Annotated in this window: 12 protein-coding genes; 5 read left to right on the top strand and 7 right to left on the bottom strand. The window is 68.0% G+C overall.

What is annotated here, in order from left to right; translation table 11 throughout:
• Positions 1-38: 38 nt before the first annotated feature.
• A complete protein-coding gene (locus CHC08_RS49770) occupies positions 39-179 on the bottom strand; it encodes a hypothetical protein (RefSeq protein ID WP_179282252.1) in 141 nt (46 codons plus the stop codon).
• Positions 180-210: 31 nt separating this feature from the next.
• Between CHC08_RS49770 and CHC08_RS28280 the strand changes: the two genes are divergently transcribed.
• Positions 211-1,176, top strand: a complete 966-nt coding sequence (locus CHC08_RS28280; RefSeq protein ID WP_089210424.1) for an ATP-binding cassette domain-containing protein — start codon at positions 211-213, stop codon at positions 1,174-1,176.
• Positions 1,173-1,997, top strand: coding sequence for an ABC transporter permease (locus tag CHC08_RS28275; RefSeq protein WP_245878615.1), 825 nt, complete (start codon positions 1,173-1,175; stop codon positions 1,995-1,997). Before CHC08_RS28280 ends, CHC08_RS28275 begins: the two co-directional genes overlap by 4 nt.
• 3 nt (positions 1,998-2,000) lie before the next feature.
• Here CHC08_RS28275 and CHC08_RS28270 read toward each other — a convergent pair whose 3' ends face one another.
• Positions 2,001-3,893: an APC family permease gene (locus tag CHC08_RS28270; RefSeq protein ID WP_218825520.1), complete on the bottom strand. Its 1,893-nt coding sequence runs from the start codon at positions 3,891-3,893 to the stop codon at positions 2,001-2,003.
• Between the two features lie 521 nt (positions 3,894-4,414).
• Here CHC08_RS28270 and CHC08_RS28265 point away from each other — a divergent pair.
• Complete coding sequence (locus tag CHC08_RS28265; protein ID WP_089210422.1) at positions 4,415-5,434, top strand: DUF4331 family protein; 1,020 nt, start codon at positions 4,415-4,417, stop codon at positions 5,432-5,434.
• A gap of 97 nt (positions 5,435-5,531) precedes the next feature.
• Here the strand turns inward: CHC08_RS28265 and CHC08_RS28260 are convergent, their stop codons facing one another.
• Entirely contained in the window at positions 5,532-6,146 is a 615-nt protein-coding gene (locus CHC08_RS28260) for a TetR/AcrR family transcriptional regulator (protein WP_089210421.1), read from the bottom strand.
• Positions 6,146-6,994, bottom strand: coding sequence for an oxidoreductase (locus CHC08_RS28255; RefSeq protein ID WP_089210420.1), 849 nt, complete (start codon positions 6,992-6,994; stop codon positions 6,146-6,148). The genes CHC08_RS28260 and CHC08_RS28255 overlap by 1 nt, the downstream gene beginning before the upstream one ends.
• Positions 6,995-7,521: 527 nt before the next feature.
• Here CHC08_RS28255 and CHC08_RS28250 point away from each other — a divergent pair.
• The gene (locus CHC08_RS28250) at positions 7,522-9,867 is read left to right on the top strand and encodes a HelD family protein (RefSeq protein WP_089210419.1); all 2,346 of its coding nucleotides are present in this window, start codon (positions 7,522-7,524) and stop codon (positions 9,865-9,867) included.
• A gap of 144 nt (positions 9,868-10,011) precedes the next feature.
• Here the strand turns inward: CHC08_RS28250 and CHC08_RS28245 are convergent, their stop codons facing one another.
• On the bottom strand, positions 10,012-10,812 hold the full coding sequence (locus tag CHC08_RS28245) for an SDR family NAD(P)-dependent oxidoreductase (RefSeq protein ID WP_089210418.1): 801 nt from the start codon (positions 10,810-10,812) through the stop codon (positions 10,012-10,014).
• A 92-nt stretch (positions 10,813-10,904) separates the two neighbouring features.
• On the opposite strand from CHC08_RS28245, the gene CHC08_RS28240 reads away from it, so the two are divergent.
• Positions 10,905-11,564, top strand: coding sequence for a TetR/AcrR family transcriptional regulator (locus tag CHC08_RS28240; protein ID WP_179282251.1), 660 nt, complete (start codon positions 10,905-10,907; stop codon positions 11,562-11,564).
• 110 nt (positions 11,565-11,674) lie between these two features.
• Here CHC08_RS28240 and CHC08_RS28235 read toward each other — a convergent pair whose 3' ends face one another.
• Complete coding sequence (locus CHC08_RS28235) at positions 11,675-11,917, bottom strand: hypothetical protein (RefSeq protein ID WP_089210417.1); 243 nt, start codon at positions 11,915-11,917, stop codon at positions 11,675-11,677.
• Between the two features lie 200 nt (positions 11,918-12,117).
• On the bottom strand, positions 12,118-12,582 hold a 465-nt coding region (locus CHC08_RS28230; protein WP_275937215.1), incomplete at its 5' end, for a TCP-1/cpn60 chaperonin family protein.

Genomic DNA, 12,582 nt, shown 5'->3' with positions numbered 1-12,582 from the left:
GCGACACCCGCACCGACGGCACGGCGGTGGTCAAGGCCTCACACGGCGCGATTCGCCTGCGCGAGGTAACCGGCGAGCCACGCCCGAACCCTGCCCACGGCGACAGCATCGTCGATCACGCCCTGACCGGCATCGCCGCCAAGACCGCCTACGGCGGCGTCCGGCGGCGATGTCGTCATCCATCGTTCCTGACAACCAGAGGAGACCGCCATGTCAGACGCAATAGTGGCCGAGGGGCTGGTCAAGAAGTACGGCGACGTGGTCGCCCTCGACGGGATGGATCTGTCGGTCCCCGAGGGAACGGTGTTCGGCCTGCTCGGGCCGAACGGCGCCGGCAAGACGACGACGGTGCGGATCCTGACCACGCTGCTGAAGCCGGATGCCGGCCATGCCACGGTCGCGGGATTCGACGTCGTCCGCGACGCGCGCCGGCTGCGATCCCACATCGGGGCGTCCGGGCAGTACGCCGCCGTCGACGACCACCTCACCGGCGCCGAGAACCTGGAGACGGTCGGCCGCCTCTACCACCTCGGCGTCAAGCGTGCCAGGCAGCGGGCCCGCGAGCTGCTGGAGCGCTTCGACCTGACGGAGGCGGGTGACCGCCCGGTGCAGGGCTACTCCGGCGGCATGCGGCGCCGGCTCGACCTGGCCGGGGCACTGGTCGTCAGCCCGCCGGTGCTGTTCCTCGACGAGCCCACGACCGGCCTCGACCCACGGGCCCGGGCAAGCCTGTGGGAGGTCATCTCCGAACTCGTCGCGACGGGCACGACCGTGCTGCTCACCACCCAGTACATGGAGGAGGCCGACCGGCTCGCCGACCGCATCGGGGTGGTCGACCACGGCCACGTGATCGCGCTCGGCACCGCCGACGAGCTCAAGGACCAGGTGGGCGGCGACCGGATCGAGCTGTCGGTGACGAGCGCGGCGGATCTGGAGGCCGTCAGGCGAACGCTGGCGCCGCTGGCCGTCGGGGAGCTGCAGATCGACGTCACCGCCCTGCAGGTCACGATCCCGGTCACCGGCGGCGCCGCCGCACTGACCACGGCCCTCGGTCACCTGACCGCCGAACGGATCACCGTACGCGATGCCGGACTGCGCCGGCCGACCCTGGACGACGTGTTCCTGACCTTCACGGGACACGAGACCGACGAGAAGATCAGGGAGACCGTGCGATGAACACCCTGCGGATGGCGCTCGCCGACAGCATGACGATCACCAAGCGCAACGCGTTGAAGATCAAGCGAGCACCCGACATGCTCGGCGGCGTGGTCCTGCTGCCGATCGTGTTGGTGCTGCTGTTCGCCTACGTCTTCGGCAGTATGATCGAACTGCCCGGCATGTCGTACACGGAATACCTGCTCCCCGGCATCTTCGTCATGACGATCACCACCAGCGCGCAGATCACCGGGTACGCCCTCACGCTGGACCTGCAGAAAGGCATCTTCGACCGGTTCCGCACCCTGCCGATGTCGCCCTCGGCGGTACTGACCGGCCAGACCTTCAGCGACCTGATCACGAATGTGACCAGCATCGTGACCATGGCGCTCGTCGGGCTGCTCGTCGGATGGCGTATCCACACCTCGCCGCTCGAAGCGGCCCTGGGATTCCTGGGGCTGCTGCTGTTCGCGTACGCCTTCTCCTGGGTGACGGCGACGGTCGCACTGGCCCTGCGCACGCCCGAGGTGTTCAACGGCGTGGCCACCATCGTGTCGCTTCCGCTGATCTTCCTGTCCAACGCCTTCGTCGACAGTGCGCCTGCCCGGGCCACTGAAGGTGATCGCCGAATGGAGCCCGATCTCCACGCTCCTCCAGGCCACGCGCGAGCTGTTCGGCAACACCAGCCCGGCCATGCCCGTGCCCGGCGTCTGGCCGCTGCAGCACGCGGTGCCAGCGTCGATACTGTGGTCGCTCGTGCTCCTGGTCGTGTTCGTGCCGCTGGCCACGCGGCTGTACAGGAGAGCCGTCAGTCAGTGAACCCGCGCGAAGCGGGCGAGTGAGTGTCAGCCGACGTGGACGTGCGGGCGGCGGGTGACGTCGGGCTCGGCCTGGCGCAGCACCTCTCGGGTGAGCGGTGGCACGTCACCGCCGCCGAACAGCAGATAGCGGAGCATGGCGGTGACGGGGTTGCCCTCGGTCCAGTGGAAGTAGATGTGTGGCGCCTGCCCGCTGCGCCGGCGCAGCTCCAGCAGGAGCGCGGCCAGGGAGTTGGGTACGGTGGGGCTCTCGAAGCGCAGGATGCGGTGACCGTGGCGTTCCTCGCCGCGTACGTACAGCTCGGTCTCGAAGTCGGAGGCGTCCACGACGGTCACCTCGACGAACATGATCGGCTCTTCGCTGCGCAGCCGGTGGTTGAGCCACTGCTCACGCCGTTTGTCGGTGTACTCGGCCTGGTCGCGCTGGTGCGGCTCGTTGGCGATCAGGTGGATCTCGGCGCAGGCATCGTTGATGAACTGCTCGGCGAGCGGGTCGAAGTGGACCTCGCTGACGCGTAGCTCCGTGGAGCGCGTCGCCCGGGAGACGAGCGAGGTGACGATGATCGCGATGATGAAGAACGAGGCGATCTTGACACCGTCGGGTCTTTCGATGACGTTGTCGACCAGCGTGTAGGCCAGCACCGCGGAGATGAGGCCGAACCCGGCCGTCGCGGCCCGTTGGTCCTTGCGGATGGCCGACAGGGTGACCGCGACCGCCGCCGACAGCATGAGCACCAGGACTCCGGTGGCGTACGCGCCGCCCTGGGCCTCGACATCGGCGTCAAAGATAATCGTGATGGTGAAGGCGATGACGGCGAAGACCAGTACGAGCGGCCGTACGGCACGCGTCCAGTCGGGCGCCATGCCATAGCGGGGCAAGTAACGCGGGACCAGGTTGATCAGGCCTGCCATGGCGGAGGCGCCGGCGAACCACAGGATCGCGATCGTGCTGACGTCGTAGAGCGTGCCGAACCAGTCGCCGAGGAAGTCATGGGCCAGGTATGCCAGGGCCCGGCCGCTGGCCTTGCCGCCTTCCTCGAACTCCTGGTGAGGGATGAGGACGGTCGTGGCGAAACTGCTGAAGATCAGGAAGACACTCATGATCAGGGCGGCGACGGTAAGCAGTCGCTGAGTGCCCTTGATCCGCTGCGGCTGATCGCCCTTGACGATGGGCATCACCGCGACGCCGGTCTCGAATCCGGACATGCCGAGCGCGAGCTTGGGCATCACCAGCAGCGACAGGCCGATCATGGCGAATGGGCTGCTGTAGTCGACGCGGAGCGCCTGAGTCCAGTCCACGACCAGGTTGGGCGTCTGTGCCACGTGCACGAGCGCGGTGGCCACCACGACCGCGTTGAGCGACAGGTAGACGAAGACGAGCACCACCGCGATGCCGATGGCTTCGCTGAATCCCAGGAGGAACACCCCGGCGAGCAGGGCCAGGAGGAAGAGCGTGACCAGCACCCGCTGACCGTCGAGGAAGTCGGGGACGAAGGGGTTCTCCAGGATGTGCGCCGTCGCGTCGGCGGCCGACAGCGTCATCGTGATGACGAAGTCGGTGGCCGCGAACCCCAGCAGTGCGAGCACGAAGAGTTTGCCCCACCATTGCGGGGCGAGCTTCTCCAGCATCGCGATCGATCCCTGCCCGTTAGGGCTTTCCTGCGCCACCCGCCGGTAGACCGGCAACGCGCCGAACAGGGTGAGGAGCACCAGCAGAAGGGTCGCCACGGGTGAGAGGACACCGGCGGCAAGAGCGGCGATGCCCGGCTGGTAGCCAAGCGTGGAGAAATAGTCGACGCCCGTGAGGCACATGACGCGCCACCATGAGTGCTTCGTGTGCGGGCCGTGCTCGATCTGCTTGCGGTCGGTCTGCAACCCCTTCAGCAACCAGGTCCGCAGTGACCCGTCCTCGCCGGCCAATCCAACTACCCCCGTCAAAGATGCGTAAAGACGAAAAGCACCTTACTGAGGCCAGGAGGGCATAAATGAGGTCAGAGCGTCAAGAAAACGTCAATATCGGGAGACGCAGTTCGCGATCTTCCGTCGCGCGATCGCCCGCGGTCGCGGCATCGGGCAGGGCGTCCCCACGACGCCGCCGCTGCCGCGCGCCGTACTGGGTCCCCGGAGACGGACGGATCCGGCCGCCGGAGCGGCCGGACGGCACCGAGACGGCGAGATTTTCGCGGCCACGCGGTCGGCGCCGGCATCCCGCCGGTCCCCGGCGTTGCGCGCCTCTCCCCCACGAAGGGATGTTTCTTCCCCGTCCTCGATGCGGAGTTTTGCACCTATTTGCCACCTTCTGTCTATTTTGACAGGAGGGCTTAGCTGCAGAAACAGGACCATGCGGAGATCAACTCATACACCACTCCACTGGACGTGACCGCGCCACAGAACGGTCGTTCTAGCGGTCTTCCGGCGAGCGAGCAATGGAAGGGCCTGACATGTCCAACCATTTCACCGGCCTCAGCCTTGGGCCACCACTCGGCGACCAGCGCCTCGACCTGTGCGACCTCTACGCCTTCGGGGCACCCGGCGATCCGAGCAGGACCGTTCTCATCCTCAACGCCAATCCCAACGCGGATGCCCTGCACCCCGACGCCGTATATCGCCTGAACATCGACAACGACGGCGATTACCTGACCGACGTCGCCTTCAGCTGGGTCTTCAGCCCGCCGGCATCCGACGGCTCCCAGACCTACAGCGTCTTCATGGCAACCGGTGCGGAGTCCCGCAGGCCCGAGGCGATCGGCACCAAGATCGTGTCGGACGCCGCCGTCTCCTTCGGCCCCCAGGCCAACGTGGTCAGCGGCGGCGACTACAAGGTGGCCGCCGGTAGCCGCAGTGACGCCTTTTTCTTCGACTTCGACGGAATCAAGGATCTGTTCGACACCGGCGGCAACCGGAATTTCACCGCACCGCATCTGGGCGGGAAGTCCCCGTGGACCGGCGTCGACTCCAACAGCACGGCCAATGTCTTCTCCATGGCCATCGAACTGCCGACCGCGGAGCTTGCGCCCAAGCCCGAGCTGCACGTCTGGGGCCGGTGCAGCGTCCTGCGCGACGGCGAACTCGTCCACGCGGACCGGGCCGGACACCCGTCGATGAGCAGCTTCTTCAACACCGACGACACGAAGGAGGAGTACAACGCCAGCGAGCCGGTCAACGATCGGGCCAGATGGACGGACCAGTTCGTCCATCTGTTGGGCCACACCGGCGGCTACTCGCGTGAGGAGGCGATCACCGCTCTCGACGAGCACGGCCTCCTGCCGGACGTGCTGCACTTCGATCCGTCCAAGCCGGCCGCGTACCCCAATGGCCGGACATTCACGGAAGACGTCATCGACATCCGCGTCGCGTTCCTCACCAAGAACGAGGCGCCGCCCACCGGTCTGACGCCGCACACCGATACCCTGGACCGGTTCCCGTACCTCGGCGACCCGCACTCGGCGGCCACCTCCTGACGGATCCCGGTCGCACGCTCATCCGCGGCCATGTCCGGTTCGCCGATCTTTAATCGCGCGGTGCGATTCTTGAGTCTCAACGTCCGTGCCAGATGTGTCAGGCGGTCAGGCCGGCGCTGATCAGCCAGATGTGTTCGCAGGTCGAAGATGCCTTCCGCAACTTCTCGCGGGACTCTTGCGAGGCGTGGTAGAAAGTCCGCTCGATCATCCAGCACAGGGCGCGTGCCATCGCCGGCGCCTGGTCCGGTTCGGTGCCGGCCTGAACGCCGGCTCGTTCCAAGACGGCGGTGATGGCCGTGATGAACAGGTCAGCCGTATGGCTCCACAGCTCGCCGATCTCCGGCACGGTCAACGACAGGTCGATCGCCGTGCGCATGACCAGGCCGTGCTCGTTCCACAGCTCGACCGTGCGCCGCATGGCCGCTGCGATGGCCTGGCGCGGCTCGTCGGTCTCCGCGGTGGCCCGGGACCGCTCCCACAGGTGCTCAACGGTCCGGGCCACGAGTGCCGTGACCACTTCTTGCTTGGAGCCGAAGTAGAAGTACAGGGCGCCGCGGGTGATGCCGGCGCCCTGGGCGATGTCGCCGACGGTCATGGCGTCGTAGCCCTTCTGCGCCAGCAGAGCTTCGCAGGTGTCCAGAATGGCCCGCTCCCGGACGTCACCCTTGCGTTCGGTGGTGCGTCGGCTCCGCGCGGGGTGGTGGCCGGGCATCAGAGCTGAGCGCCCTCGGCGAAGTCGGTCGTACGGGAGAGCGTCTCCCATGCGCGGATGTCCTCGTCCACGGCCATGCGCGCGGCGGTGACCAGTCGCAGCGCGTCCGAGCCCAGGACGAGATGGGCCGGCGGCTGGTCGACCGACGCGATGTGCACGACGGCGTCTCCGGCCTTGGCCGGATTGCCCAGCTGGTTCCCGCTTGCCTTCTGCCGCGCTTCACGGATGGGGGTGAACAGCTCGTCGTAGTCGTCGATGGACTGCGCGGCGCGTGTCATGGACCGTCCGGCCCAGTCGGTGCGGAAGGAGCCGGGCTCGATCGCCGTCACGTGGATCCCGAACGGCGCGACCTCCTTGCCCAGTGCCTCGAGGATGCCTTCCAGGGCGAACTTGCTGCCGCAGTAGGCGGACATGCCGGGCACGGCCATGAGCCCGCCCATGGAGGTGACGGCCATCAGGTGTCCGCGGCGGCGCCGGCGCATGTGGGGCAGTGCCGCCCGCAGGGTGGCCACTGCCCCGAATACGTTGACCTCGAACTGCCGCCGCACCTCGGCCAGCGGGGTTTCCTCGAAGGTGCCCTCCAGTCCGTAACCGGCGTTGGCGACGACGACATCCAGCGGGCCGACGCTCTGCTCCACCTCCGCCACCACACTCGCGACGGCGTCGCCGTCGGTCACATCCAGGATGCGGCCGTGAGCGTACCCGGGTTTGAGCCCTTCGAAGGCCCGCAGGTCCTCCTCGGAGCGGATCGTTCCAACGACGGTGTGCCCGGCGGCCAAGGCGGCTTGGGCGAAGGCACGCCCAAGGCCCGTACTGACACCGGTGATGAGCCACTTCTGCTTCCGCATTGCTCCTCCAGAGAGGACTCGAAAGGGGCTGAACCGCTCCCTCACCCCAAACTCTACACCCCGTCGATTTTTATCATCATCGTGTAGGTTCCGGCGATGCCTTGCGGCTCCGCCGATCACTCCATGACGATCTTTCCCGAGCGAGAGCAGAGGCGTACGCAGCCGGCGGCACGCGGCGAAGAGGGTCTTCGCGTATCCGGTGGATGAACATCAGGCCGTCGAGATGTCGCACCAGATGATTCGCGCCCGTGTCGTTCGCCGCCGGGGCGAGATCCGGGCATGCCGACCGAGCCCACAACCATGACGAATACCGCAGACGACTACGCTGCCTCACCGTCTTGCCGGTCATCGCCCGACGGGGTCGGTGACCTACTCGGTGGGGTGATTCGCGGCTCTAAGCCGGCGGACCGCACGGCGGGCGAGGCCCGGCTGGTGCATCGGCGTACGGGACGGTTTATACTCGTTTTCTTAGCGCTATCGCACGGAAAAGCGTAAACGCCCCCAGCCAAAAGGAGCGTATCAAGGAAATGTCGAGCCGTCAAGTGTCAAGCCCTCAGATCGAAGCCGAGCAGTCCCACATCACCATGCTGTACTGCCACCTCGACGAGGCGCGTGAGCGGGCCGAGACCTCTCTGAAGGAGGCGCACCGCAGTCCCGGTGTCGGCACCGCTCGGGGCATGGTCGAGCGGGAGATGTTCTCCGGCGAGTACGCCAGGCGCCTCGCCAGGCTCAACGGGGTGGAGCACGGCCTGTGCTTCGGCCGGGTCGACGACTCCGACGGCGAGACCCTCTACATCGGCAGAATCGGGTTGCGCGACGGTGACGGCGAGCCGGTCCTGATCGACTGGCGGGCCCCTGCCGCCCGCCCGTTCTACACCGCCACGCCCGGCAACCCGGGTTCGCTGGTGCGGCGCCGCCACCTGCACACCCGCAACCGGACCGTGATCGGCGTCGACGACGAGGTGTTCGACCTCGATCGGATGAGCGACGCCGACCGCCGGTCGCTGGTCGGGGAGGCGGCACTCCTGGCGACGCTGCGCCGGGCGAGGACCGGCAAGATGAGCGAGGTGGTGGCCACCATCCAGATCGAGCAGGACCGCGTGATCCGCTCGGGCCTGCACGGGACCCTCGTGGTCCAGGGCGGTCCCGGCACCGGTAAGACGGTTGCCGCGCTGCACCGCGCCGCCTACCTGCTCTACACGCACAGGGACGTCCTGGAGCGCAGGGGCGTTCTGATCATCGGGCCCAACGACCTTTTCTCCCGCTACATCGAGCAGGTGCTGCCCTCCCTCGGCGAGAGCGACGTGGTGATGACCACGCTCGGGCGGCTCTATCCGGGCATCGCGGCGACGGCGGAGGACAGCCCGTCCCAGGCCGTGATCAAGGGTGCCCTGCGGATGGCCGAGGTGATGGCGGGAGCCGTACAAGATCGGCAGCGGGTCCCCCGAGGGGACCTCGAGGTCAAGATCCCCGCTCGGACGTCGGTGCGCGGCGGCAAGGAAGTCGTGGTCGACTGGACGACGCTCCGCGTGGACCACGGCACCTGCGTCATCGCCCGCGACCGAGCCCGTGCGCTGCGCAGCCCGCACAACGAGTCCCGGCACGTGTTCGTGCTCGACATGCTGCGAGCGCTGGCCACCGCCGAGGCCGAGCAGTACGAGCGGCTGATGGATGAGGAGGAGCTGGGGGTGGTGCTGCCCGACGACGGCGACTCGTGGCTGGAGCTGCCGCCGGACGAGGAGGAGATGCGGGTCGAGGAGGAGGAGACGCTGCGGGAGGCGTGCCGGGTGCTGTGGGAACAGCCGACGGTACGGCAGGCGATGGACGAGCTGTGGCCGATCCTCACTCCGGAGCAACTGGTCGGCGAGCTGCTGGCCGACTGGGAGGCGATGCTCTCGGCGGGCCTGGACGCCGGCGAGGCCGGGGAGCTGCTGCGTCCGCCGGGTGCGCCGTGGACGGTGGGTGACGTGCCGCTGCTCGACGAGGCCGCCGAACTGCTCGGCTCCGACCTGACCGGCGATCGGGAACGGGATCGGGCCAACGCCGCCGAACGGCGCGACGAACAGGCCTACGCCCGGGACGTGCTGACCTACAACGAGGACTTCGAGATCCTGGACGAGGCCGGGGCGAGGCTCGGCGACCTGCTGGACGTCGGCACCCTGGCCGAACGCCACCACGACCGCGGCCCAGCGCTGACCACCGCCCAGCGCGCGGCCGCCGACCGGACGTGGGTCTACGGTCACGTGATCCTCGACGAGGCCCAGGAGCTGTCGGCGATGGCCTGGCGTTCGGTCATGCGGCGCATCCCGACCCGCTCGCTGACCGTGGTCGGCGACATCGCCCAGACGGGATCGGCGGCGGGCGCCCGCACCTGGGAAGAGGTGCTGGCTCCCTATGCCGAGGAACGCTGGCGCGAGGAGCGACTGATGATCAATTATCGGACCCCGGCCGAGATCATGGACGTGGCCGCAGACGTCCTGCGCGCCGTGGCTCCTGACCAGGTCCCCCCGCAGTCGGTCCGCACCGGCGAGGCTCCGCCCCGCGCCATCCGTCAGACGTCACTCGACTTCGCGGAGGTGGTGAAATCCGAGCTCGCCGCGATCGGTGAGGGACGGCTGGCCGTCATCGTTCCCAACGCGCGTCATACCGGGTTCGCCGAGGTCGATCTCGAGGCACCGGTGGTGGTGCTCACCGTGACCCAGTCCAAGGGGTTGGAGTTCGACGCCGTCGTGGTCGTGGCTCCTGACGAGATCCTCGCCCAGTCACCCAAGGGGGGTCACGATCTCTACGTGGCGATCACCCGAGCCACCAAACGCCTTGCCGTGGTGCACGAAGCGGAGCTACCCGACATGCTCGCCAAACTCGCCCGGTGACGGCTCTGGCAATGGGGCTGGGCGAAAGGTCCTGTATCGATCGAGCTGCGGTGGAAAATCGTTCGCCCGGGGCGGGGCCTGCGCCGCACCACAGCCAGGTCGGGTGTCGGTGAGACAGCCGCACCGGCGGCCGGCGCGGGGCGATCAATGGATGCCACGGATGGTCCCGCCGTCGACCCGCAGCGTGGTGCCGGTCACATAGGCGGCGAGGGGGCCGCTGAGGTACAGAACGGCGGCGGCGATCTCTTCGGCCCTCCCCAGGCGGCCGACGTCGTTGGGCACCAGTTCTTCGATCGCGTTGCGTTCGATCTCCTCCCAGGTCTCGCCCCAGCCGCGGTCCGGGGCGAGATCGGTGATGTACTGCCGGGCGTTGCCGGTCAGAATGGCGCCGGGGGCGACGGCGTTGGAGGTGATCCCGCTGCCCTTCAGGCGGCGGGCCAGCGAGACCGTGTAGTTGTGGCGGGCGGCCAGGGTGGCGTTGTAGTGCGGCAGGTCAGCGGTCGGCTGCAGACCGAGTCCGCCGCCGATCTGGATGACGCGGCCCCAGCCGCGCTCGTGCATCCGGGGCACCACACGCCGGATCATGCGAATGCCGGAGATGACATTGAGCTCGTAGATCTGGCTCCAGTCCGTCGCGGTGGCCGTTTCCCAGTCGCGGTGGGGGGCGGCGCCGACGTTGTTGACCAGGATGTCGATCGGCCCACCGGCCAACGCGGTTTCGGCCACGGCGTCGGCGTCGTCGTCGGTGGTCAGGTCTCCGAGGGAGACGACGGCGCTGCCACCGGCCGCCCCTATGGCGTCGGCGACGGCCTCGGTACGAGCTCGGTCGCGGCCGTGCACGACCACCTGGGCCCCTTCGGTGGCCAGAGCTTTGGCGATCGCCTCGCCGAGGCCGGAGCTGGAGCCGGTGACCAGCGCGCGCTTACCCGTCAACTGAAGATCCATGGATGTCCTCACAAACAATGTTCAGGTGCCGGAAGCATCGGTCACCTCATATCTACACTCGTAGACTTACATCTCACTATACACTTGTAGACATGGTTGACAACACCGCGTCCAGCACCGGCCGAGCACAGCCGGAGCACAGCCCATCGGCCAAGCGCCGACGCGACGCCACCGCCACCCGGCAGGCCATCCTGGACGCGGCGATCACCGCCTTCACCCGGCACGGCTACGACGGAGTGGGAGTACGCGACATCGCCCACAGCGCGGGCGTGACCGCGATGCTCATCAACCGCTATTTCGGCTCCAAGGAACAGCTGTTCGCCGAAGCGGTCGACGTGGCCAGCGCCCCGCGTACGGTGATCGCCGGTACGGGCCCGGAACTGGCCGACGAGAGCGCACGGGCACTTGTGGCCAGGACGGCGCCGGAGGCGGAGGAACTCGGGCCGTTTCTGATCATGCTGAAATCGGCGCCCAACCCCAGAGCGGCGCAAATCATATGCGAGGCGATCGAGCGGCATCCCGGACGGCACCTTCGTGAGGAATTGTCCGGCTCCGGCGCCGAAGTCCGCGCGGAACTGATGCTCGCCGTTCAGGCCGGGGTGTGGCTTATGCGCAACGTTCTACGCACGACGGCACTCGCGGAGGCAGAGCCGGAGCAGCTCGCCCGGCAGATCGAATCACTTTTCCAGACACTCGTGTCCAGCACCCCCGAGTCCCCCGAAACGGCACCCCCTCGGAGTGCTCAGCACTGAGGTGCGGCCGAGCCGGGTGGGTTCCCGGCTTCGATGGCCGCCGCGGCTGTGCCGGAACCCCGGCCCGGTCGTTGCCGGGCCGGGTTCCGTCGTCCTCCGTGCCGGTGCGATCAGCCGCGGTAGAGCGGGTTGGCCACCTCGACCTCGTTGATCTGCTCACCGGTGAGTACGTCGAACGCGCGCACCACCGTCCGGTCCGGGTAGACGGCCATGGTCAGCACGCTCGGCGACTCGGGCCGGTCGGTCATCGAGTCCTCGTCCCACGGGTTGTCCGGGCTCGGCCCGAACTCCATCGCCAGCCCCCCGGTGTTGATCGCGGTGAAGCCGTCCGTGTCGCCACCGGTGCTGCGCACCCCTGCCCCGGCCCGCGCAGCGGGAGATCGTGGCGCTGTCACAGGGATCAGATCCGGTGCCGGTCGATGACCTCGGCCGGCACCGGCTTTCGACCACGACGAGCCGGTCCTGGTGGAGTTGTCGATGCACCTCGACGAGCTGGCCCCAGAGACCGGGACATCCACCGGCCCACATCCCCGACGCACAGGTTGAAGATGGGCTAGAAGCCCATGTCGCCGCCACCGGGCATTGCGGGGGCAGCTCCAGCCTTCTCGGGCTTCTCGGCGATGACGGCCTCGGTGGTGAGGAACAGCGCCGCGATGGACGCCGCGTTCTGCAGAGCGGAACGCGTCACCTTGGCCGGGTCGATGATGCCCGACTCGAACATGTTGACGTACTCGCCGGTGGCGGCGTTCAGACCCTCACCGGGGGTGAGGTTGCGCACCTTCTCCACCACGACGCCGCCTTCGAGACCGGCGTTGATCGCGATCTGCTTCAGCGGCTCCTCGAGCGCCTTGCGCACGATCGCGGCACCGGTGGCCTCGTCGCCGAAGAGCTCGAGCTTGTCGAACGCCTTGGCGCCGGCCTGCAGCAGGGCCACGCCACCGCCGGGGACGATGCCCTCCTCGACGGCCGCCTTCGCGTTGCGAACGGCGTCCTCGATGCGGTGCTTGCGCTCCTTGAG

Origin of the sequence: Streptosporangium subroseum, from assembly GCF_900188345.1 — a bacterium.
Taxonomy (GTDB): Bacteria; Actinomycetota; Actinomycetes; order Streptosporangiales; family Streptosporangiaceae; genus Streptosporangium; species Streptosporangium subroseum.
Note: the sequence above shows the minus strand (reverse complement) of the source record. Positions and strands in the feature narration are given on the sequence as shown.